Genomic DNA, 21,936 nt, shown 5'->3' on the forward strand with positions numbered 1-21,936 from the left:
GGAATCCGGCAGACTGTGCCCGTGAGTGGAACCGTTTTGGTCCTCGGAGGCCGCAGTGAGATCGGGGTGGCGGTCGCGGAGCGGCTGATCGCTCGCGGGGCGCGCACCGTCGTGCTGGCGGCGCGGCGCAGTAACGACCTCGACGACGAGGAGGCGCGGCTGCTCGAGGCCGGCGCCCGGCGGGTCGACCGGGTCGAGTTCGACGCGGACGATCTGGCCACGCATCGGCCGATGCTGGACGACGTGATCGCCCGGCACGGGGCCCTGGACGTCGTGGTCACCGCGTTCGGCGTCCTGGGCGATCAGCGCCGGGCCGAGGTCGACGCGGCGCACGCGGTCGCGGTGGTGCACACCGATTACACCGCGCATGTGAGCGTACTGACGCACCTTGCCGCCGTGTTGCGCGCGCAGGGGCACGGTCGGCTGGTGGTCTTCTCCTCGGTGGCCGGGGTCCGGGTACGGCGGGCGAACTACGTCTACGGCTCGGCCAAGGCCGGTCTGGACGGCTTCGCGAGTGGTCTGGCCGACGCGCTCGCGGGCAGCGGGGTACGGCTGTTGCTGGTTCGGCCCGGGTTCGTGGTGGGACGGATGACCCAAGGCATGTCGCCGGCGCCGTTGTCCAGCACGCCGGAGCAGGTGGCGGACGCGACCGTGCGGGCGCTGGTGCGGGGCCGGGGCGAGGTGTGGGTGCCGGGCACACTGCGGCCGGTGTTCGCCGGGATGCGGGTGCTGCCTCGGGCGCTGTGGCGGCGGTTGCCGCGCTGAGCGGTGGGTGGTGCGTCGCGCGGGGCGGAGCGTCGTGGGGCGGGGCGACGGTGTGGTTTCGCGGGGCGGTTCGGCGGGCGGGGTCAGAACAGGAGCGAGTCGGTTTCGATCGTGGTCGCGAAGTCGTCGAGCGCCTGGAAGATTTCCCACTCCGGGCGGCCCGAGGCGGTCGCGAGGAGCGTGATCAGGTCCTGTTCCAGGGCGGCCACCCGCCTCCCCTTCCACACCTTGTCGGACAGGCTGACCAGGAGTTCGTCCGGGTCGGTCGGGTTCCAGGCCGCGTGCGTGCGGGCGAAACGGGCTCGGGACGGGGACACCCCCTGGGCGGTGAGCAGGTCGTAGCCGGCCTGCTCGTGACACGAACCCGGCCCGGACAACTCCTCCGGGTGCAGGGTCTTGCCGATGTCGTGGGTGGCGGCGCCGAACAGCACCGCGTCACGGTCGAAGGCCAGTTCCGGGAAGGTCGCCGCGACCCAGTCGCACAGCCGGCACGCCACGTCGTGCACGATGCGCAGATGTTCGACCAGGCGGGGACAGGGGGTGAGTTGATCCAGCAGGGTGATCACTTCGGCGGGCAGCGGACGGAGCTTGGCGGAGGTCACCCGGACAGGGTAAGAGCCTTGCCGCGAGGTCAGGAAGCGGGGCCGTCCTGGGCCAGTGCCGGGCCGTCGCCGAGCACCACGACCGGGTGCGCGGCCGGGTCCAGGACGCGCAGCAGCGACACCAGCGCCTCGGCGGGCAGGGTGACGCAGCCGTGGGTGGCGCCGCCGTGGTCGATGTGCAGCCAGATGTCGCCGCCGAACGCGTCGCCGCGCGGGCGGACCGGGTCCAGCGGCGAAGTCCCGGGGACCCGGTTGTAGTCGATCGCGATCACGTGGTCGAAGGTGCCGGCCAAGGGCTCGCCGGCGAAGCCGGTGCCGTCGATCGTGAAGTCGTCGGAGCGGTCGTAGGACAGCCGGGTGCCGGGATCGGGGCGCACGCCGCCGGCGTCGGTCAGGGTGTACACGCCGATCGGCGTGCGCAGGTCGTCCTCGTGGTGGTCGAACGTCCAGCCTTCCCGGCCGTTGTGCGCGGGCCACGCGTCGCGGGCCCGCCAGCCGTCGAACTCGCGGGTCCAGAACGAGGCGGTGCCGGAGTCCGCGTCCCGGCCGTCGCCGACGACCAGCAACAACTGGGCGGTCTCGGGCGGGATTCGCGCCGCCAGGCGGGCGCCGATGGCGGCGGGGAGGGGAACGCCGGCTCGGGCGGGCGCGGGCGGGAGCGTCGCGGTGGAATCCGGGGCGTCGGCGGCCGCGTGCCGGGCCGAGGGCAGGCCGGAGAGGGCCAGTGCGGCCGGGACGGTCAGGAACAGCGAGCGGCGGGGGATGGTCATTCCTCCACGACTACCCCCTTCGGGCGAGTCATTCCGGCAGCGCCGGCGGTGTGTTCGTCGGTGCCACTCGGTCGGTGGTGTTCGGGGTCACTCGATGGTGGGCGTGGTGCGGGGAGACGGGTTCGGGGCGTGGGCGCGGGTGTGGTTGGGTTTTGGTGGTCCGGTTGGCCCGGGTGGTGTGGGTGTGCAAGGGGGCGGTATGCGGGTCGGAGTGGTCGGCGTCGGGCGGATCGGGGGGTTTCACGCCCGGGCGTTGAGCGCGATCGCGGCGGTCGAGCGGGTCGTGGTCGCGGATGTGGATCGGGGGCGGGCCGAGGAGTTCGCCCGGGCGGCCGGCGTCGCGGCGGTCGGGCTCGACGAGGTGTTCGCGGCGGTGGACGCCGTGGTGGTCGCCGCGCCGACCTCGGCGCATGTCGCGCTGCTGCGGGCGGCGGCGGACGCGAAGTTGCCGATCCTGTGCGAGAAGCCGATCGCGCTCGACCCGATCGTCGCGCGCGAGGCGGTGGCGTATGTGGAGGCGCGCGGGGCCGGGCTCCAGGTGGGTTTCCAGCGCCGGTTCGACCCGATGTACGTCGCGGCGCGCGCGGCGGTCGAGGCCGGCGGACTCGGCACGGTGACCCGGGTGCACGCGGTGAGTGTGGATCGTCGCCCGCCGCCCGCCGCGTTCGTGCCGACCTCGGGCGGCATCTATCGGGACACGCACATCCACGACTTCGACATCGTGCCGTGGGTGACCGGTGTGCCGATCGTCGAGGTGACCGCGATCGGGGCGAACCGGGACGCGGCGGTGTTCCGGGAGCACGACGACGTCGACGTGTCGGCGGTGCTGTTCCGGCTCGCCGACGGCACGCTCGGCACCGCGCACGCGGGTCGGCGGCACGAGCCGGGCTACGACGTGCGGCTGGAAGTGGCCGGCACCGCCGGGACCCATGCCTGCGGCGGCGTCACCGAGGGCGACTTCCTGACCCGATTCGGTGACGCCTACCGTGCGGAGCTGGCCGCGTTCGTGGCGATGGCCGCCGGTCGCGTCGCCAGCCCCTGTCCGGGCGGCGACGCGCTCGCGGCGCAGGCCGTGGCCGAGGCGTGTGTGGTGTCCCGGCGCGAGGGGCGCACGGTTCGGGTGGGGTAGGGCCGGGGCGGGGCCGAGGGCTCCGGCGGCGTGGGTTCAGGGCAGGGTCAGGATCTGCGGGCCGTCCTCGGTGATCGCGATGGTGTGTTCGATGTGCGCGGCGCGGGAGCCGTCGCTGGTGTGGAACGTCCAGCCGTCCCGGGCGGTGTAGCACGCGTCCTTGCCGCCGGCGAGCAACATCGGCTCCAGGGCCAGGGTCAGGCCGGGGCGCAGCGCCATGCCGCGGCCGGGGCGGCCCTCGTTGTGCACGTGCGGGTCCTCGTGCATCGTGCGGCCGATGCCGTGGCCGCCCCAGTCGCGCGGCATGCCGTAGCCGGCCCCGCGGGCGACCGCGCCGATCGCGGCGGAGATGTCGCTCAACCGGCCGCCGGGTACGGCCGCCGCGATGCCCGCCTCGAGTGCGCGTCGGGTGTCGGCGATCAGTGTCAGGTCCTTCGGGCGCGGCGTGCCGACCGTGAAGGTGATCGCGGCGTCGCCGGTCCAACCGCGCAGGGTCGCGCCGCAGTCGATGCTGACCAGGTCGCCGTCGCGCAGCCGGTAGTCGGTCGGGATGCCGTGCACCACCGCGTCGTTGACCGAGGCGCAGATCACGCCCGGGAACGGGACGGGCGCGAACGACGGCCGGTAGCCCAGGAACGGGGACGTGGCCCCGGCCTCGCGCAGGATCGTGTGCGCGACCTCGTCCAGTTCCTTCAGCGACACGCCGATGGCGGCGACCTTGCGGGTCGCCTCCAGGGCCTGTCCCACGACTCTCCCGGCCTCGCGCATGGCGGCTATTTCGGCTCGGGTCTTGATTTCGACCATGGGTCCCTCCTCGACCAATTCTTATACCGGTATTAGTATCACGGTCATGGTGCGAACCCCGCTGACCCCACTGGAACGAGCGCGCGGCCTGCAACTGGGCGCGCTGCTGCGCGGCGCGCGCGGCGAACGCAGCATCGGCCACGTCGCCGTCGCGGCCGGACTGTCGCCGGAGACGCTGCGCAAGATCGAGACCGGCCGGGCGCCGACCCCCGCGTTCTTCACGATCGCGGCGCTGGCCCTGGAGCTGGGGCTGTCGCTGGACGAGGTCGCGGCGGTGTGCGCGATCCCCGATCCGGACGCGCTTTCCGCTTAGAGCTCGAAGACACCCCGGGTTTGCTCAGGGCGCCGGGCGGAGCAGCGTTTCGATGTTCTGTACGAGCAGGTCGATCGTGAAGGCGAACTGTTCGTCGACCGAGTCCACCGGGGCCGTCGCGGCGATGCGGGCGGTGGTGGGCAGGTCGGCGGGCGGGTCCGTCGCGAGCCGGGCGGCGGGGGCGGCGTCCCAGGTCGGCGGGTCGAGGCCGGCCGGCGGTGCGTCGTGCCACGCGTCGTTGAGCCGGACGAAGGCCGCGACGCGCAGGACCAGTTCGCGGAAGATCCGGTTCGCGGTCGCCGGATCCAGGCCGATGGCGACCAGGAAGGTCAGGATCGCCTCGTTGTTGCGCAGCGTGCGGGGGTGCACGGCGGCGGTCAGGTTCTCGTCGACGGCGATGGTCACCGCGCGCGGGTGCAGGCGGTACCACGCGCGCATCGCGGCGCACAGATCGCGCACGCCGTCGGCGGGTCGGGCCGGGTCCAGGGTCGGGATCCGCCAGTCGGACTGCCAGGCCAGCGCGGCCAGTTCGAGCACGGCGCGGCGGTCGACGGCGTAGTTGTACAGCGCGCGCGGCGACACGCCCAGATGTGCCGCGAGCGAGCGCATGGTCAACTCTGCCCCGCCGTCGCGCGCGACCAGCTCCAGCGCGGCGCGCCCGATGCCCTCGCGGGTGAGGGTGGGCCGCCCGCCGCGATGGGTGGGGCGCTTGCGGGTGGGGCCGGTGGACATGGGGCCAGGATAGGCGGCGGCGCCCGCTTGCCCCGGGGCTATCCCTCGTCGTCGGCGAGGTGCAGATCGTGCTGCCGGATCAGGGCCGGGGCGAGGGCGGCGGTGATCAGGGCGAGCGCGGCGACGGTGTACATCACCGCCGAGGCGCCCGCCGCGTACGCGTGGTCGATCGCCGCCGACACCGCCTCGCCGGCGTGGGCCGGCGTCGCCTCGCGGATCCGGTCCGTGTCCCCGTTGCGCGCGGCGGCCACGATCTCGGCGCGGATCGGGTCCGGCACGCCCGCCGGCGTACCGAACTCCGCGTCGAATCGGGCCGAGAACGGCACGCCGAGCGCGGCGATGCCCACCGCCGCACCGATGGGGAAGAGCCCGTTCGCGGTCCCGGAGGCCATTCCGGCGCGCTCGACCGGCACCGTGTTCACCGCGATCGACATCACCGGACTCGACGCGATGCCACCACCGACGCCCCAGACGAACAGGCCCGGCAGCAGCGCCGGCCAGGACGCGTCGGGGGTGAACGTCAGGCCCATCAGCAGCGCGCCGAGCGCGAGGCCGACGAAGCCCGCCGCGATGATGTGCGCCGCCGCGAAGCGCCCCTGCAACCGGCCCGCGACCAGGCCCAGGCACAACTGCGGGACGAAGATCGGCAGCAGGAGGAGCCCGGACTCCAGCGGCGACAGATCCAACGCGCCCTGGAAGTAGAGCAGGAAGTACACCGACGAGCCGACCGTCACGAAGCGGGACAGGAATGAGATCGACAACGCGCCGACGAAGGTCGGGATCCGGAACAGGGCCGGGTCCAACATCGGCGCCGCCGCCCGCCGTTCGACCAGGACGAAGCCGGTCGGCAGGAGGGCGACGCCGACGAAACCACCCAGGATCGCGGGCGCGGTCCAGCCCACCGCGTCGCCACGCGTGACGGTCAGGTTCGGCAGCCCCCACATGAGCACGAGCACGATCGCGCCCGTGCGGTCGATCGGACCGGCCTGCGGCGCCGGCCGCTCCCGGGGCAGCCTCGCCGCGGCCAGGGCGAACGCGACGAGCCCGATCGGGACGTTGACCGGGAACATCCATCGCCAGTTCGCCACGTCCACGAGCAGGCCGCCGAGCAGCGGGGCGACCGCCGCGCACGCGCCCAGGACGGAACCCCACGTCGCGATGGCCATGTTGCGGCGTTGGCCCCGGTACGCCTGGGCGATCAACGGCAGTCCGGTGGCGAGCAACATCGCCGCGCCGATGCCCTGGAGGCCGCGAAATCAACCAGCCGCGAGTTTTCGTCGGCGTCGGTCGTGTCGGTGGGACGTGTGGCGCCGGCGGTGGGATCCGTATGCGCGTCCTTGGCCATGCGGCCACCCCCGGATCGGTGAAGTAAGGCTTGCCTAAGTCATCTTGGCGAGGGGTGTGCCTTGAAGTCAACATGTGTGAAGTTCAAGCGCGGAGGCGGTACGTGGCAGGCTTGTCGTCGGGCGGCGCCGTGTCGGCGACCGCCGGCGAGTGAACCCGTCGCCGAACAGGAGCCCGATCCGTGTCCGTGCCCGTGGCCGAGTCCGAGTCCGAACCGATGCCGAATGCCGAAACCCTCGCCTGGTTGCGGGAGATCGTGGGGGATCTGCCGGTCGAGCCCATGGGGGTCGGTGCCAACCGGCTCTACACGGTCGGCGATCTGGTCCTGCGGGTTTTCCACGACGCGGAGCGGCTGGCCCGGGACCCGTGGTACCGCCCCGAGCAGGAGGCTCACACGCTGCGTCTGCTCGCCGAAACCCCGGTCCCCGCACCGGAGTTGGTCGCGGCGCGGTTGGCGGGGGCGGAGCCGGCGCTGTTGACCACGCGGGTGCCGGGTACACCGGAGCCGCCGGCGGACCCGGCCGTACTGATGGACCGGGCGGCCGAGGTGTTGGCGGCGATCCACGCGGTCGATGCGAGCGGGGCGGATTTGGTGGAATACGCCACCTACTACGATCCGGCCGTCGACGGGGCGCGGACGGTACCGGCGTGGACCACCCGGCCGCACGTGTGGCAGCGCATGTTCGCCACGCTTGCCGAGGAACCGCCGCCGGCCGTGCCGGGGTTCATCCACCGGGACTTCCACGGTGGGCAACTGCTGTGGCTGGGCGAGGAGATCGGCGGGGTGGTCGACTGGACCACGGGCTGTGTCGGTCCGCGCGGGGTGGACCTGGCTCGGATGCGGCTCAACCTGGCGCTCACCCACGGGGTGGCGGTGGCGGAGGAGTTCCTGCCCGCGTACGCGAAGGCCTCCGGGCGGGTGGCGGAGCACCATCCGTACTGGGACCTGCTGGACGCGGGGGACGCGCTGTTGGATTGGCCGGAGCCTCGTACGGGGGCCGAGCTGGTGGAGTGGCAGCGCTTCGAGGCGTGGGTGGGGCGGGCGGTCAGGGGTGCGCTGCGGTTGCGCCTTGGCTGAGTTGGGTTGGTGTGCGTGCCCGCCCGCTCCGCCCGTTGTTTTTGGTGTGCGCGTCGGTGGCGCCGACCCGGCCACTGGGTCGAGCGCCATCCGACGCGCGCGGCCTCCGGGGTGCGTCGGCGCCCAGGATCCGGGCTGCCCCGCCCGGCGGGCGCGCGCACTCGCCGGCGATCCGCCCTGGGCCCTGTCTGTTGCGGGTGAGGGCCCCGGGGGCTAGGCGACTGGCTGTTTTGTGGAGTTGAGGGCTGAGTCTTTCTCTTGAATTGCATGCATTTGGGATGTTTTTGTGTTGTTCGGGAGGATCAGGGCGACCAGGATCGTGCCTGTTGCCAGGATGATTCCGCCGATCAGGCTGGTGTGGGCCACCGCCTGGGTGAAGGCGTGGTCGGCGGCTTGGATCAGGGCCTGGGCCTGTTGGGGGCCGGCTACGTGGCCTACCTGTTCGGCTGCGGCCAGGGCGCCGCCGATGGAGTCCTGGGCCGCGTTCATGGCCTCCGGTGGCAGCTTGCCGTCTACGGCCTTGGTCAACTCCGACTCGTACGAGGTGGCCAGTACCGAGCCCAGGATCGCGATGCCGAGGGCGCCGCCGAGTTCCACCGCGGTGTCGTTGACGCCGCCGCCCGCGCCCAGTTCGTTCTCCGGGAACGAGCCCATGATCGCCTCCGTGCAGGGCGACACGCTCAGTCCGATCGCGAGGCCGAGCAGAAGCAGCGGGGCGAGGAAGTCGGTGTAGCCGGAGCCGTCCGAGACCCGGGTCATCAGCAGTACCCCGAGGGTGCCGAGGGCCATCCCTCCGGTCACCGTCACCCGCATGCCGAGCCGCGGGGTGAGCTGCCCGGTGGCGATCGCGCCCAGGCAGACCGCGCCGGCCAGCGGCAGCAGTCGTACGCCGGTCTCCAGCGGGCTGTAGCCGAGCACGAACTGGAGGTGCTGGGTGAGGAAGTAGATCGCGCCGAAGGTGCCCAGGAAGAACAGCAGTACGGCGAGCATCGACCCGGAGAAGACCCGCTCGCCGAACTTGCGCAGGTCGAAGATCGGGCGCGGGTGCCGCAGTTCCCAGCCGATGAACGAGCCGAGGCCCAGGACGAAGAGGACCAGCGCGGTCACCGGGCCGGTGCCCCAGCCGAAGTGCGGGCCCTCGATGATCGCGTACACCAGTGAGCCGAGCGTGACGATGGACAGCGCGCCGCCGACCAGGTCGAGCCGACCGTAGTCGTGCGCCTTCGACGGTGGGACCACGAACAGCGCGGCGACCAGGGCGATCAGCGCGACGGGCACGTTGATCAGGAAGGTCGAACCCCACGCGTGGCGCTCCAGGAGCCAGCCGGCGATCAGCGGGCCGAGGGCGATCGCCAGGCCCGAGGTCGCGGTCCACGCGGTGATCGCCTTGGCCCGCTCGCTGCGCGGGAAGGACGCGACCAGCAGGGACAGGGTCGCGGGCATGATCACCGCGGCGCCCAGGCCCATCACCGCGCGGGCGATGATCACGCCGCTGGTCGAGTGCACCAGGGAACCGGCGACGGAGCCCGCGGCGAACACCACCAGGCCGGTGATGAGCGCGCCGCGGCGACTGTACTTGTCGCCGATCGCGCCGAGCACGAGCATCAGCGCCGCGTACGGGACGGTGTAGGCGTCGATCACCCATTGCAGGTCGCGGCTGGACAGGCCCAGATCGCGGGTCATGTCGGGAGCCGCCACGATCAGCGAGGTGTTGGCCATGACGATGATCAGCAGGCTCAGGCAGAGCACGCCCAGGGCCCACCAGCGGCGGGTGTACGGCCGGTCCATGCGATCGACCGGCGTGGTGGCGAAGACGGACATCGAACGCCTTTCGGGGCAGGCGGCCGGCGCAGCCGCAGTAATTGCACAACGATGTGCAACTTAGTTGATTGCACACGGCTGTGCAAATATTGTGGAACGAGTCGGGTGAATCAGGCGATTCGTCGCTTCGGGACGGAGTGTCGGTGCCGACGGGGCCGGATCTCTGGCAGGCTCCAGGTCACCCCAGGGAGGAACGCGCGATGGAGACGAAACCGGGCGCCGCACGGATTCCGGCCGGTGCCGCAGCGGCCGGACCCGCAGCGGTCGGCGACGCGCCCGCGGCGCCCGCCGCCGCGAGTGCGCCGCCGCGTCGGCGCAACGCGCAGTCGAACCGGGAACGGATCCTGGCGGTGGCCCGCAGCGAACTGATCCGCGACGCCGACGCGTCGATGGACGACATCGCACGCGCGGCGGGAGTGGTGCGGCGCACCGTGTACGGGCACTTCCCGAGCCGGGAGGCGCTGGTCGCGGGTCTCGCGGAGGAGGCGCGGCGGGACATCCTGGCCGCGGTCGAGGGTGCGCGCCGTGCCGGCGACTCGCCCGAGGAGGCGGTGGCGCGGTTCGATCTCGCCGCGTGGGAGGGCGGGGAGCGTTATCGGCTGCTGATCAGCTTCGCCCAGCGCAACCTGGAGGACGGCGGGATCCCGGCCATGCTGGCACCGGTCCGGGAGCGCTCGATCGAGCTGATCGCGGCCGGCCAGCGCAGTGGCGTATTCGCGGACCATCTGCCCGCGTCGGTGCTGGCGCTCGCGGTGGAGGGGATGTGCGTCGCGCTCCTCCAGGCGGCCGAGACGGACATCGTGGTCACCGCCGGGGACCAGGCGGTGGCGGCTCTGGTGGCCCTCGGTGTACCGGCCCCCCGGGCGGTCGAGGTGGTCGCCCGAGTGATCGCGACCAACCAGGCCTGACCCGGAGCGGGCAGCCGCCACCGGCCGCCCCCGCCGACCGCCCCGGCGGGCCGTCCGTGCCGTGGGTCAGGGAGTGCCGGTGATCAGGGCCGGCAGGTCTCGCATCGACTTGAAGACCGTGGTGGTCGGGCCCTCCAGCAGGTGCGGAGGCACCAGGTCGCCCGCGTAGGCGAATGAGCGCATGCCCGCCGCGCGGGCGGCGCGTAGGCCGTTGAGGCTGTCCTCGACCACGACGCAGTGTTCCGGGGCGACGCCCATCCGGGCCGCGGCGTGGAGGAAGACGTCGGGGGCGGGCTTGCCGTGAGCGACCTCGGTCGCGCTGAATATCCGGCCCGCGAAGCGGTCGTACAGGCCGGTTCGGCCGAGGGTGTGGGCCATCTTGTCGTGGCTGCCGCTGGAGGCCACGCACGTGGGCAGGCCCAGGTCGGCGAGGGTGTCCACGGCGTACTCGATGCCCTCGACCGGACTCAGGCCCGCCTCCACCTCGTCCCGGTGCCGCGCCTCGAAGCCCCGGGTCCACTCGGCGGCCACGTCCGGCCCGACCCGCTCGGCGATCTGCTCGGCGATCGCCGTCGACGAACGGCCGACGAACCGCTCGATCACGTCGGCGGGGGTCAGCGGCCAGCCGTGCTCGGCGCCGAGCGCCACGTGCACCCGGATGGCGATCGGCTCGCTGTCCACGAGGACGCCGTCGCAGTCGAAGATGACAAGTCCGACAGAGTTGATCATGAGCGGGAGCATAGAGCGTGGGTCCCGGTCACGGTCCCCGTCGCCGTCCCCGTCGCGCTACGCACCGGGGACCCGGGCCAGCAGTGGCGCCGCGTCGGTGCCCGCCGGCAGCGTGCCGAAGGCGTGGCCGCCCTCGCGGGCCAACCGCGTCGCGCAGAACGCGTCGGCCGCCGGGCTCGCGTACCGCACGAGCAGCGCGCCCTGGAGCAGTACCGCCATCGACTCGACGAGCCGCCGGGCCCGGAACTCCGCCTCGCTCGGATCGGCCAGCTCCTTGCGCAACGCCGCGGCCGCCGCGTCGAGTCGGCGATCCGCCCCGGCGACCGCGTCGATCTCGGCGAAGTACGCGTCCACGCACGCCGGTTCGCGGGCCATCGCGCGCAACGCGTCGAGCGCGGCGACGTTGCCGGAGCCCTCCCAGATGGACACCAGCGGCGCCTCCCGGTACAGCCGGGGCAGCCCCGACTCCTCGACGTAGCCGTTGCCGCCCAGACACTCCAACGCCTCGGCCGCGTGCATCGGACCGCGCTTGCACACCCAGTACTTCGACACCGCGACCGCGATCCGGCGAAACGCCGCCTCGGTCGGATCCCCGCGCAACGCCCGGTCGGCAGCGCCCGCGAGCCGCATCGCCACCGTGGTCGCCGCCTCCGACTCGATCACCAGGTCGGCCAGTACGTTGCGCATCAGCGGTTGGTGGATCAGCGCCGCGCCGAACGCCCGCCGGTGTACCGCGTGGTGCGCCGCGCGAACCGCGCCCACCCGCATCCCGACGGCCGCGCCGATCACGCAGTCGAGCCGGGTGGCGTTGACCATGGTGACGATGGTCCGCACCCCCTCGCCCTCGGCGCCGACGAGGCGGGCGTACGCGCCCTCGTACTCGATCTCGGCCGACGCGTTCGACCGGTTGCCGAGCTTGTCCTTGAGCCGCATCAGCCGGAACGTGTTGCGCGTGCCGTCCGGGAGCACCCTGGGGACCAGGAAGCAGGACAACCCGCCGGGGGCCTGAGCCAGGGTCAGGAACAGGTCGGACATCGGCGCGGAGGTGAACCACTTGTGCCCGGTCAGCCGGTACGACCCGTCCGCCGTCGGGGCCGCGAGCGTGGTGTTGGTCCGTACGTCGGAGCCGCCCTGCTTCTCGGTCATCGACATGCCGGCCAGCAGCCCGCGCTTGGCGGTCGGCTCGCGCAACCCGAAGTCGTACGTCCGCGCCGCCAGCAACGGCTCGTAGCGCTCGGCCAGTTCCGGCTCGATCCGGAGCACCGGCACCGACGCGTAGGTCATCGACAGCGGACACATGTGCCCCGCCTCGACCTGACCCCACGCGTACAACTTCGCCGCGCGCGCGACGTGTGCGCCGACCCGGTCCTCCTGCCACGGGCTCGCGTGCAAGCCGTGCTCGATCGCGACGGTCATCAACTCGTGCCAGGCCGGGTGGAACTCGACCTCGTCGATGCGGTGCCCGGTGCGGTCGTGGCTGCGCAGGACCGGCTCGTGCTCGTTGGCCAACCGGCCCCACTCCTGCGCCCGTTCGTCCCACGCGCGCAGGCCCAGCTCGCGCACCTCGGCCTCGGCCCAATCCGCCTGCTCGCGGTGCAGGGCCTCGAACAGGCCCGGATCGGCGGCGGCCTCCCGCGCGGTCGGAGCCGGGACCTGATTGGTGACCTCGTGCGTCGACATGTCCGGTAGTCAAGCAGTGCTACGCGTCGGTAACAAGGGTCGCGCGGCCGCTCGGCGCACGTGTCGCGGCCGTCGATAGGCTCCGATGATGATCTCCGTAGTCGAACTGATCCACTACCCGGTCAAGGGTTGCGCCGGCATCCCGGTGGAGCGCACCCTGCTCACCCCCGCCGGGCTCGCCCACGACCGGACCTTCATGGTGACCGATCCGGACGGCGTCTTCCGCACCCAGCGGCGGGATCCGCGCCTGGCGTCGATCCGACCGGAGATCGACGCCGACGGCACACGGCTGATCCTGCATCGACCGGACGCCGACCCGGTCGCGATCGAGGTGGACACCGACGGCCCGCGCCGGGACGTGGACCTGTTCGGCGATCCCTATCGGGGCATCGACCAGGGCGACGCGCCGGCCGCGTGGTTGTCCGCCGCGCTCGGCGTGCCGAGCCGCCTGGTCCGGGTGCCGCCGGAGCACGACCGGGTGACCGACGGCGCGATACCGGGCACCTGCGGCTACGCGGACAGCTCCCCCCTGCACGTGCTCTCCCGCGCCTCGCTCGCGCTGCTGCACGCGCGCCTGGCCGAGCGCGGGGAGGCGCCGCTGCCGATGAGCCGCTTCCGGCCGAACGTCGTGGTGGACGGCTGGGCCGAACCGCACACCGAGGACCGGATCCGCCGGTTCACGCTCGGCGAGGCCGAACTGGGCTACGCCAAGCTCGCGATCCGGTGCGCGGTCACCCTGGTCGACCAGCGCACGGGGGCCAAGGCCGGCCCGGAACCGCTGCGCACCTTCGCCGCATACCGTCGCGCGCCGCAGGGCGGGGTGGCCTTCGGCGGCAAGTTCGCCGTGCTGCGCCCCGGAAAGGTCGCGGTGGGCGACGAACTCACGGTCACGGAGTGGGGCGAGTCGGAGATGTAGCCGCCCCGGGCGGTGCGCGAACCGGTTGCCTAGGCCGACGGAGGCAGCGGGCCGACGTAGACCCACGCGCCCTCGTGCCGGACGAAGCGGCTGTGCTCGCGCACCTCGCCCCGGTTGCCGCGTTCGAGGTAGGTCGCGGTGAACTCGACCGTGCCCTCCTGGTGGAACGAGCCGCCGTCGGTGCTCCCGTGCACCTCCAGGCCCAGCCAGCGGGTGCGGTCGTCGAGGCCGACCCGGGCCGGCCGGGTGTCCGGGTGCCAGGTGCGCAGCAGGTACGGCTCGTCGCCGACGACGAAGGCGCTGTAGCGCGAGCGCATCAGCGACTCGGCGGTGGGCGCGGGGGAGCCGGCGTGGCGGGCGCCGCAGCACTCGCCATAGGTCGCGGACAGGCCGCAGGGGCAGGGCGAGGCGGCGGTGACGGCCTCCGGTCGGGGCCGCGGGGTGCGTCGGGACATGACCCGATTCTGGCCCATCCGGCGGGCGGGGAGCCGGCGACCGCACCGCGCGCCGGTCGGGCGGGCGTCAGGCGGGCGCCAGGCAGGGGCCCGGCAGCAGGTCGCGGATCATCGCCTCCCACTCGTCGGTGCTCGGCGGCGCGTCGGTGAGCAGCGCCTGGATGAGCAGCCCGTCCAGCGCGCCGACGAAGACCCGGACCCGAACCGGATCGCCGCAAAAGCGCAGCGCGAAGTCGGTGACGGCGGCCGTCCAGTGGTCGGTCGACTCGCGCAACTCCGGGCGACGGGCGGCGAGCAGGAACAACTCGTACTCGGCGACCAGCCGACCGGGGGCGGTGCAGATGTGCCGCAGGTGCTCGGCCAGCGCGCGCCGGGGGTCGCCCGGGGCGTCGACGAGCCCCCGGATGTGCGCCGCGTCCTCGGTCATACACGTGGTGAGCGCGGCGGTGAGCAGGTCGTCGACGCCGGCGAAGTAGTACGTGGACGCGCTGGTGGGCAGGCCCGCCTCGCGCGAGACGGAGCGGTGGCTGACCCCCGCGGCGCCGTCCCGCTCGACCACCCGCAAGGTGGCCTCGATCAGCGCGCGGCGCCGGCGTTCGCCCTTGGCCCGCCGGCCGTCGACGGCTTCCTCGGTCAGTGGGACTCACCTTCTCGTACGGGTGCGGCCTGGGGCAGCGAGCCGCCGTGTGCGACGGTCGTGCCGACCACGCGCGGGGCGGTCCGCCGCAACACACGGTATCCACCGAGCGCCATCACGACCGCGACGAGGGCCGCGCCGACCGCGACGCCGAAGCCGGCCCGGGCGCCGAAGTGGTCCACGACCAGACCGGACAGCGAGGAGCCGGCGGCCACGCCGATGCCGATGCCGGTGGTGGTCCAGGTCATGCCCTCGGTCAGCCGCGCGGGCGGGACCAGGCGCTCGACCAGGCTGACCGTGAGGATCATGGTGGGCGAGATGGACATGCCCGCGACGAACACGGTCGCCGCGAGTGCGGGCAGGTTGCCCACGAGCAGCAGCGGCAGGATGGTGATCGCGGTGCAGCCCACGCTGATCAGCAACATCCGGGCGAGCGGGGCGGCGAACCTGAACGCGCCGAACGCGACCCCGGCGATGCAGGAGCCGGCCGCGTAGGTGGCCAACACGAAGCTCGCGTTGCCGCGTTGGCCGTGCTCCTCGGCGAAGGCGATGGTGACCACGTCCACGGTGCCGAAGATGGCGCCGATCGCGATCAGGGTGACCACGAGCACCTGGAGCCCCCGGATCCGCATGACCGACCTGGTCGGGCCGGCGGTGCGCGGGTGCGGTGGGGGCTCGGTGCCGCGCTGCACGGTGAACAGCAGCACGCCGACGGTGAAGAAGACGATCGCGGCCAGCGGCCCCGCCTCGGGGAAGACGGACACCGAGAGCTGCACGGCGATGATCGGGCCCAGGATGAAACACAGTTCGTCGACCACGGACTCGAACGAGAACGCCGTGTGCAGGTGCGCCGAGCCGCGGTACAGGACCAGCCAGCGGGCGCGGACCATGGCCCCCATGCTCGGCATGCAGCCGGCCGGCACCGCGCACACGAACAGGGTCCACGCGGGGGCGTCGTAGCGGGCGCACAGCAGGAGGGCACCCATCGCGAACACGCTGACGGCGGTGGCCGACGGAAGTATTCGGCCCTGCCCGTAGCGGTCCACGATCCGCGACACCTGCGGCGCGATCAGCGCGGTGGCCAGTGCGAAGGTGGCCGCCACCGCACCGGCCAGACCGTATTCGCCGCGCAGTTCGGAGAGCATGGTGACGATGCCGATGCCGGTCATCGAGATGGGCATGCGGGCGATGAAGCCGGCCGCCGAGAATCCCTTGGCGCCGGGCGCGGTGAAGATGTCTCGGTAGGGGTTACGCACGGGAGTTCCCGTCGATAGAAAAGAAAGTGGGACGTTCGTTCCAGTTTCTATCACGGGAGAGGCGGTCGGCAAAGTCGCTTTCCCGGGGCCGTTTCGCGCGGGAGCACGCCGAACCGGCCCGGGCGCGGCGGTGGTCGGCCGCCGCGCCCGGGATGTCGGGAGCGCGCGGTCAGGCCGGGTCGACGGTCCAGTCCGGGTGGCCCGGCATCGGCGGGGTCTTGGCGCCGTACAGCCACGGGGTCAGGAATGGTGCCAGGTCGCGCCGGGCGACCTGGGAGGCGAGTTGCACGTAGTCGGCGGTGCTTGCGGCGTGGCCCCGGAAGCGGGTGGTCCAGGCTCGTTCGATCCGGGCGAAGGTGTCCGCGCCGACCTCGGCGCGCAGCGCGTAGAAGACCAGCGCCGACCCGTCGTAGCGCATGCGCTTGAACAGGTTCGGCTCGGTGGGCTCGGCCGGCGCGCCGGTGTCGCGGCGCCAGATGTCGTGTTGCCGGTACGCCTCGCGCATCAGCGCCTCCAGGTTGGCGCCGCCGTTCTCCTCGCTGTAGACGCGCTCGTAGTAGCGGGCGTGACCCTCGCTCAGCCACAGGTCGGACCAGCGTTCGATGGCCACGCTGTCGCCGGTCCACTGGTGTACCAGCTCGTGCACCATGTTGCGTTCGGCGTTGATCTTGTCGCCGAGCAGGTCGCCCTTGGGGAGCAGGGACAACCCCTGGGTCTCCAGCGCGACGCCGAGGTCGGTGTGCGCGACGAGCAGGCCGTAGCTGTCGAACGGGTACGGGCCGAGCTTGTCCGCCACCCAGGCCAGGTGTCGCGGGGTCAGCGAGCGGTACTGCTCGACCCGGTCGACCAGGTCCGGCGGGATCGCGTCGCGCAGCCGGGTGCCGTCGGCGGCCTCGCCGTCGATCAGGGTGTACTTGCCGACGGCGAGTTGGAAGAGCTGGCCGGCCACCGGTTGCCGGCTGTCGTAGGTCCAGCGGGTGCGGCCGGGGGCGGCCGGGCGCTTGTGGACGAGGGTGCCGTTGGAGAGCGCGGTGAGGTCGTCGGCCGCGGTGATCTCGACCGTGGTGCGGGTGCGCAGGCTCGGGTGGTCGTTGCTCGGGAAGATCATCTTGGCGCCGTCGGGCTGCGGGTAGATCACCGTGCCGTCGGGGGTGGGGATCCAGCCGAACGTCTCGATGGCGTCGTCGCGGTGGCGCTGCTGGGTGGGGTCGGCGGTGTACTCGACCCGGACGGTGAACGAGCGGCCCTTGCGCAGCGGGCGGGCCGGGGTGATCACCAACTCGTCCCCGTCGCGGCGGGTTTCGGCCGGGCGGCCGTCGACGGTGACCCGGCCGAGGGTGTTGCCCGCGAAGTCGAGGTCGAACCGGGACAGTGCCTGGGTGGCGGTGGCCTCGATGGTGGTGACGGCCGGGAACGCGGCGCCGGGCGCCTGCCAGTCGAAGGCGAGCGTGTAGTGGTCGGCGCGGTAGCCGCCGTTGCCGCTGAGCGGGAACAGCGGATCGCCGATGCCGGGCGCGCCCGGGGTGGGCCGGGCGTCGTCGGCGTGGGCCACGGGGGCGACGGTCGCGGTGAGGGTGAGGGCGGTCGCGAGGGCGAGCAGGGATGTGACGGTGTGTGGTGGACGTCTCATGGGCACCACCCTGTGCCGGCCCGATCGCCCGCGGTAGTGCCCCACGCGCGGTTTCACCCGGCCGGCCCGGCACTTCGCCCGAGCGGCGTGCGCCCGCGGCCGGCCCGGGTCGGCCGCGGCGCCGTGCGGCCGTCGTCGGCCCGGGAGTTCGATTCGGGTGTGGTCGGGGCGCGGCGGCGGTCCGGGACGGGGCCGGACCGCCGAGGGGCGGGACGGGCTCAGGCGCGCTGTTCGGTGGCGCGTTCGGCGGCCTTTTCGGCGGCCTTGTCCGCCTGGAAGCCGTCCTCGTCGCGGCCCTTGCGCCAGTAGCCGGAGAAGGAGATGTCGGCGCGGTCGACGCCGCGCTCGTCGACCAGGTGTCGGCGCAGTTCCTTGACCACACCGGCCTCGCCGTGCACGAACGCGTGCACCCGGCCGGTCGGGAACTCCAGCGCGCGCAGCGCGTCGAGCAGGCCGGGGCCGGCGTCGCGGGTGATCCAGGTGAGGTCGAGGTCCAGGTCGGGGTGGGTCGCGGGCAGGATGCCGGTGGGCGCCTCGGCCGCGGTACCCACCTCCAGGAGGGCGATCGCCCGGGCGGCGGCGGGCAGCCGCTCCATCGACGCGGCGATCGCCGGATAGGCGCTCTCGTCGCCGACGAACAGGTGCCAGTCCGCCTCGGGGTCGGGCGCGTAGGCGCCGCCGGGACCGAGCAGGCGCAGCGTGTCGCCGGGCTTGGCGCGCGCCGCCCAGGGGCCGGCCAGGCCCTCGTCGCCGTGGTGCACGAACTCGATGGTCAGCTCGCCGGTCGCCGGGTTGTTCGCGCGCACCGTGTACGTGCGGGTGCGAGGCCAGTCCTCGCGCGGGAGTTCGGCCCGGATGACCTCCATGTCGAACGGCTCCGGGTAGGTCACCCCGGGCAGCGGGAAGAGCACCTTGACGTAGGCGTCGGTGTAGCCGTTGTCGGTGAAGTTCCGGTGGCCGTCGCCGCCGGCGACGATCCGGATGAGGTGCGGGCCGACCTGTTCGGTGCTGCGCACCTCGAGTTCGATCAGCTTGCGGGGCTTGCGTACCGGGCTGTCCGCCATGGGGGTTCTCCTCGCCTGCACTGTGCGACTCGGCGCGTGTTTGTTAGGTAACCCTAACCTGACATGCGTGCCGTCGGTCGCCCGGGGCCGGAAAGATTCCCGCCGGGTCGCGCTATCGCCATGGGGTGAGTTCGGCGCGCTTGGGTGCGCGGCCGTCGCCGGAGGAGCGGCCGGTGGCGCGGCGGGCCAGCCAGGGGCCGAGGTGGGTTCGGGCCCAGCGCGCGTCGGCGCGCCTGCGGTCGCCCCACGTGCGCGGCGCGGCTGCGGGCAGCGGTGCGCGCCAGTCGTCGTCGCCGGGCAGGCCGAGCGCCCGCGCGGTGGCCTCGGCGACCCGGCGGTGCCCCTCGGTGGACAGGTGCAGCCGGTCGTCCGCCCACATCCGGGGATCGTCGAAGACGCGCGCGGTGAACAGGTCGACCACGGTGGCGTCGTGGCGGGCGCCGACGGTGTCCACGAACTCCACCAGGCGTTCGATCCGGGGCATCAGCCGGGCGGAGGAGCGCAGTCGGCGGGTGGGGTCGGTGCTGCGGAACAGCACCAGGTGTCCACCGCCGGCGGCGAGCTTGGCCGCGGCCTGCTCGAACACCGCGCAGACCGCGCCGACGTCGCAGCGCGGGCGCAGCACGTCGTTGAGGCCGCCGGCGAGGCTGATCAGCGCGCCGTCGAGCGCGACGGCGGTGTCGACCTGCTCGTCCGCGATCTGCCGGATCAGCTTTCCGCGCACGGCCAGGTTCGCGTAGCGCAGCGTGGGTGTGTCGACGGCGAGCCGGTCCGCGAGGAGGTCGGCCCAGCCGCGGTAGTTGCCGTGGGCGTCCGGGTCGGACATACCTTCGGTGAAGGAGTCGCCTACCGCGACGAAGGTTTCGAAGGTGGGGTGTGTGTTGAGCATCGCCTGACGAGCCTAGCGGTCGGGTCGGATTCGGTGTGCCGCCCGCTTCGCCTGTTGCGTGATGTGTGCACGCCGGGGTTTGGCGGTGTCGGGCCGGGCCGGTCAGGCCGGTCGGCCCTGTGGCTCCCGGCGTTGGGCCACCCCGAAGAAGTAGTCGCCGAGGAGGGACTTGCTGCCGATGACGTCGAGGCCGTGTCGGGGGAGTTCGGTGAGGAAGTCGCGGGCGGCGAAGCGGTCCTCGGTGGGGTGGTCGAACAGCAGGGCCAGGGTGGGGCGGGCCAGTGCGCGGGCGGTCATCTCGGAGAAGTAGAACCGGCCGCCCGGGCGCAACACCCGGCCCACCTCGGCCAGGCACGCGCGCCAGTCCGGGATGTGGTGCACGATCGCGAAGTCGAAGACCGCGTCGTAGCTCGCGTCCGCCGCGTCGACCGCGGTGCGCAGGTCGGTGGCCGAACCCTGGACGATGGCGACCCGGCTGTTGCCGTGCCAGCGCCGCCGGGCCCGGGCGAGCGAGTCGGGGTCGACGTCGATGCCGTCCACCCTCGCGGCGCCGAAGCGGTTCAGGATCAGCTCGATGCCCCGGCCGGTGCCGCAGCCGATCTCCAGCGCGTGCGCGCCCGGGTCGAGCCGGCCGCCCAGGCGCAGCAGCAGGGGTGTCTCGTACCAGATCTGCGGGCCCCGGCGCAGTGGACTGGCCACGACCATCTTCTCGACCGTGTTCATCCGCATGGCGGTTCCCCCTGGTTCGCCGAGCACCGATTCGCGCATCCGCCCCGTTGCCGAGTGTGACCGACGCCCCACGATGGGCCATCGCGTGATATGCGTCAAGGACCGGGACGGGCGGTGCCGGTGTGCTCTCCGTATCGGTGGACCGGAGGCGTTAGCCTTCGGAGGCGGGTCGGTGGTGCGTGCGCGCCGAGTTCGATGGATGGGTGTCGGTCCGGTCGAGGGTCGGCCGTGGCCGTGATCCGAAGGTGGTGCGAATGAGCCAGACCGCGATGACACGAACGCTGACGGTGTTGCTGGTGGAGGACGATCCGGGCGACGCGTTGATGATCGAGGAGGCGTTGCTGGACCGGGAGCGAGGGCACACCCTGTGTCGGGTCGCGGACGGCATGGAGGCGCTGGAGTGGCTGCGGGCGCATGCGCGGCCGGATCTGGTGATCCTGGATCTGAACATGCCGCGGATGGACGGTCGCGAGGTGTTGTCGGCGATGAAGGCCGACGAGCGGTGGCGGACGATCCCGGTGGTGGTGCTGTCCACCTCGGCCGCGCCGGACGACGTGCGGCGCAGCTACGACCTGCACGCGAACGCGTTCGTGACCAAGCCGGTCGAGTTGGAGTCGTTCCTGGAGACGGTGCGCGGGATCGACGAGTTCTTCCTGAGCCTGGTGACGCTGCCGCGTGGGTGAGCGCGGGCGCGCCCGCCGTCGCGGCGCGGCGCGCTCACCCGCTCGCGGGGATCAGGCAGGCGATGCCGTCCAGGAGGCGGTCCAGCCCGAAGGTGAACAACGTTTCGAGGCTCAGTTCCAGGTCGGGGTCGGTCAACGCGGCGGAGTACAGCGGGAAGTCGCCGCCGGCCAGGATCAGGTCCAGGGTCTCGTCCTGGGCCTGCATCCATTCCTCGCTGGACACGCCCGTGGCGCGTTCGGCCTCTGATTCGCCGGCGAGATTGACCGCGGTGCCGCGTACGTAGTTGAGCATCGTCACCGCGATGTGGATCATCACGCCCGTCGGCAGTCCCTCGAACTCGGCCATCGCCCACTCCACATGCCGCATGCCGCGCACCGTCGGCAGCGGGCGCGTCATCGACATGACCTGGGCCAGCCACGGGTGGCGGCGGTACATCGCCCACTGCGTCCGGCACGAGGTCTCCAGGCGGGCCCGCCAGCCGACGCGCTCCCCGGCGGGGAGCGGCGCCCCGGCGAACACGGTGTCGGCCATCGCGGTGAGCAGGTCCTCCTTGCCGGGCACGTGCCGGTACAGGCTCATCGGAGCCACCCCCACCTCGGCGGCGATCTGCCGCATCGACACCGCCGCCAGGCCGCGTTCGTCGGCGATGGCGATCGCGGCCGCGACCACCCGCTCCCGGGTGAGTTCGGCGTCGGTGCGTGGCGGGTGTGTGGGCGGGACGGTGATCGCCCGGACCCGGGCGCGCGGCGCGTCGGAGTGGTCGGCGACCACGGTGCCGACCCCGCGCACCGCCCGGACCAGTCCGGCCTCGCGCAGCACGGTCAGCGCCTTGGTGGCGGTGGCCATGGCCACGCCCCACTCCGCGGTGATCGCCCGGGTGGAGGGCACCCGATCGCCGGGACGCAACTCGCCCGTCTCGATCCGCCGACGCAGCTCGTCGGCGATCCGGATCGAGGGCGTGGCGTCGCGGGGCATCGGGGCCTCTCGGGCTGTCGGTACTC

The 21,936-nt window shown here is 72.9% G+C and carries 22 protein-coding genes and 1 pseudogene; 7 read left to right on the forward strand and 16 right to left on the reverse strand.

Translation table 11 applies throughout. The features are described 5' to 3' along the window. Nucleotides 1–21: 21 nt before the first annotated feature. Nucleotides 22–765, forward strand: a complete 744-nt coding sequence (locus ACFRCG_RS13630; protein WP_380031103.1) for an SDR family NAD(P)-dependent oxidoreductase — start codon at nt 22–24, stop codon at nt 763–765. An 83-nt stretch (nt 766–848) separates the two neighbouring features. Here ACFRCG_RS13630 and ACFRCG_RS13635 read toward each other — a convergent pair whose 3' ends face one another. Further along, entirely contained in the window at nt 849–1,367 is a 519-nt protein-coding gene (locus ACFRCG_RS13635; protein WP_380031106.1) for an HD domain-containing protein, read from the reverse strand. A gap of 29 nt (nt 1,368–1,396) precedes the next feature. Beyond that, nucleotides 1,397–2,137: a L,D-transpeptidase family protein gene (locus ACFRCG_RS13640; RefSeq protein WP_380031108.1), complete on the reverse strand. Its 741-nt coding sequence runs from the start codon at nt 2,135–2,137 to the stop codon at nt 1,397–1,399. 199 nt (nt 2,138–2,336) lie between these two features. Between ACFRCG_RS13640 and ACFRCG_RS13645 the strand changes: the two genes are divergently transcribed. Beyond that, the gene (locus tag ACFRCG_RS13645; RefSeq protein ID WP_380031110.1) at nt 2,337–3,266 is read left to right on the forward strand and encodes a Gfo/Idh/MocA family oxidoreductase; all 930 of its coding nucleotides are present in this window, start codon (nt 2,337–2,339) and stop codon (nt 3,264–3,266) included. A gap of 36 nt (nt 3,267–3,302) precedes the next feature. On the opposite strand, the gene map is transcribed toward ACFRCG_RS13645, so the two are convergent. Continuing rightward, the gene (map, locus tag ACFRCG_RS13650) at nt 3,303–4,070 is read right to left on the reverse strand and encodes a type I methionyl aminopeptidase (RefSeq protein ID WP_380031112.1); all 768 of its coding nucleotides are present in this window, start codon (nt 4,068–4,070) and stop codon (nt 3,303–3,305) included. Nucleotides 4,071–4,116: 46 nt separating this feature from the next. On the opposite strand from map, the gene ACFRCG_RS13655 reads away from it, so the two are divergent. After that, a complete protein-coding gene (locus tag ACFRCG_RS13655; protein WP_380000608.1) occupies nt 4,117–4,383 on the forward strand; it encodes a helix-turn-helix domain-containing protein in 267 nt (88 codons plus the stop codon). Between the two features lie 24 nt (nt 4,384–4,407). Here ACFRCG_RS13655 and ACFRCG_RS13660 read toward each other — a convergent pair whose 3' ends face one another. Together ACFRCG_RS13660 and ACFRCG_RS13665 are read right to left on the reverse strand one after the other, a co-directional pair. Next, a complete protein-coding gene (locus ACFRCG_RS13660) occupies nt 4,408–5,115 on the reverse strand; it encodes a TetR/AcrR family transcriptional regulator (protein ID WP_380031114.1) in 708 nt (235 codons plus the stop codon). A gap of 38 nt (nt 5,116–5,153) precedes the next feature. Further along, nucleotides 5,154–6,359, reverse strand: a pseudogene (locus tag ACFRCG_RS13665) (MFS transporter); the annotation flags it as partial. A 281-nt stretch (nt 6,360–6,640) separates the two neighbouring features. On the opposite strand from ACFRCG_RS13665, the gene ACFRCG_RS13670 reads away from it, so the two are divergent. Next, a complete protein-coding gene (locus ACFRCG_RS13670; protein WP_380031116.1) occupies nt 6,641–7,537 on the forward strand; it encodes a phosphotransferase family protein in 897 nt (298 codons plus the stop codon). Nucleotides 7,538–7,750: 213 nt separating this feature from the next. Here ACFRCG_RS13670 and ACFRCG_RS13675 read toward each other — a convergent pair whose 3' ends face one another. Next, nucleotides 7,751–9,358: an MFS transporter gene (locus tag ACFRCG_RS13675; RefSeq protein WP_380031118.1), complete on the reverse strand. Its 1,608-nt coding sequence runs from the start codon at nt 9,356–9,358 to the stop codon at nt 7,751–7,753. A gap of 200 nt (nt 9,359–9,558) precedes the next feature. Between ACFRCG_RS13675 and ACFRCG_RS13680 the strand changes: the two genes are divergently transcribed. Continuing rightward, nucleotides 9,559–10,266: a TetR/AcrR family transcriptional regulator gene (locus tag ACFRCG_RS13680; RefSeq protein ID WP_380031120.1), complete on the forward strand. Its 708-nt coding sequence runs from the start codon at nt 9,559–9,561 to the stop codon at nt 10,264–10,266. Between the two features lie 66 nt (nt 10,267–10,332). Here the strand turns inward: ACFRCG_RS13680 and ACFRCG_RS13685 are convergent, their stop codons facing one another. Both ACFRCG_RS13685 and ACFRCG_RS13690 read right to left on the reverse strand, forming a co-directional pair. Further along, nucleotides 10,333–10,995, reverse strand: coding sequence for an HAD family hydrolase (locus ACFRCG_RS13685; protein ID WP_380031122.1), 663 nt, complete (start codon nt 10,993–10,995; stop codon nt 10,333–10,335). Between the two features lie 57 nt (nt 10,996–11,052). After that, nucleotides 11,053–12,675, reverse strand: a complete 1,623-nt coding sequence (locus ACFRCG_RS13690; RefSeq protein WP_380031124.1) for an acyl-CoA dehydrogenase family protein — start codon at nt 12,673–12,675, stop codon at nt 11,053–11,055. Nucleotides 12,676–12,763: 88 nt separating this feature from the next. On the opposite strand from ACFRCG_RS13690, the gene ACFRCG_RS13695 reads away from it, so the two are divergent. Further along, nucleotides 12,764–13,591 (forward strand): MOSC domain-containing protein, encoded by an 828-nt coding sequence (locus ACFRCG_RS13695; protein WP_380031258.1) that lies wholly within the window; start codon nt 12,764–12,766, stop codon nt 13,589–13,591. Nucleotides 13,592–13,620: 29 nt separating this feature from the next. Here ACFRCG_RS13695 and ACFRCG_RS13700 read toward each other — a convergent pair whose 3' ends face one another. The 7 genes from ACFRCG_RS13700 to ACFRCG_RS13730 form a co-directional block, all read right to left on the reverse strand. Beyond that, nucleotides 13,621–14,046: a YchJ family protein gene (locus ACFRCG_RS13700; RefSeq protein WP_380031126.1), complete on the reverse strand. Its 426-nt coding sequence runs from the start codon at nt 14,044–14,046 to the stop codon at nt 13,621–13,623. A gap of 67 nt (nt 14,047–14,113) precedes the next feature. Beyond that, entirely contained in the window at nt 14,114–14,605 is a 492-nt protein-coding gene (locus tag ACFRCG_RS13705; RefSeq protein ID WP_380031260.1) for a TetR/AcrR family transcriptional regulator, read from the reverse strand. Nucleotides 14,606–14,679: 74 nt separating this feature from the next. Further along, nucleotides 14,680–15,939, reverse strand: coding sequence for an MFS transporter (locus ACFRCG_RS13710; RefSeq protein WP_380031128.1), 1,260 nt, complete (start codon nt 15,937–15,939; stop codon nt 14,680–14,682). Between the two features lie 169 nt (nt 15,940–16,108). Beyond that, nucleotides 16,109–17,569 carry a M1 family metallopeptidase gene (locus tag ACFRCG_RS13715; protein WP_380031131.1) on the reverse strand — a complete coding sequence of 487 codons (1,461 nt, stop codon included), beginning with the start codon at nt 17,567–17,569 and terminating at the stop codon, nt 16,109–16,111. A gap of 218 nt (nt 17,570–17,787) precedes the next feature. After that, entirely contained in the window at nt 17,788–18,633 is an 846-nt protein-coding gene (locus ACFRCG_RS13720) for a siderophore-interacting protein (RefSeq protein ID WP_380031134.1), read from the reverse strand. A 112-nt stretch (nt 18,634–18,745) separates the two neighbouring features. Continuing rightward, entirely contained in the window at nt 18,746–19,522 is a 777-nt protein-coding gene (locus tag ACFRCG_RS13725; RefSeq protein ID WP_380031136.1) for an SGNH/GDSL hydrolase family protein, read from the reverse strand. Nucleotides 19,523–19,624: 102 nt separating this feature from the next. Further along, entirely contained in the window at nt 19,625–20,251 is a 627-nt protein-coding gene (locus tag ACFRCG_RS13730; protein ID WP_380031138.1) for a class I SAM-dependent methyltransferase, read from the reverse strand. A 254-nt stretch (nt 20,252–20,505) separates the two neighbouring features. Here ACFRCG_RS13730 and ACFRCG_RS13735 point away from each other — a divergent pair, with 254 nt between their 5' ends. After that, complete coding sequence (locus ACFRCG_RS13735) at nt 20,506–20,934, forward strand: response regulator (RefSeq protein WP_380031141.1); 429 nt, start codon at nt 20,506–20,508, stop codon at nt 20,932–20,934. A gap of 34 nt (nt 20,935–20,968) precedes the next feature. Here the strand turns inward: ACFRCG_RS13735 and ACFRCG_RS13740 are convergent, their stop codons facing one another. Further along, nucleotides 20,969–21,910, reverse strand: coding sequence for a TetR/AcrR family transcriptional regulator C-terminal domain-containing protein (locus ACFRCG_RS13740; RefSeq protein ID WP_380031143.1), 942 nt, complete (start codon nt 21,908–21,910; stop codon nt 20,969–20,971). Nucleotides 21,911–21,936: the final 26 nt, after the last annotated feature.

Origin of the sequence: Embleya sp. NPDC056575, assembly GCF_042793325.1 — a bacterium.
In the GTDB taxonomy this organism is placed as follows: Bacteria; Actinomycetota; Actinomycetes; order Streptomycetales; family Streptomycetaceae; genus Embleya.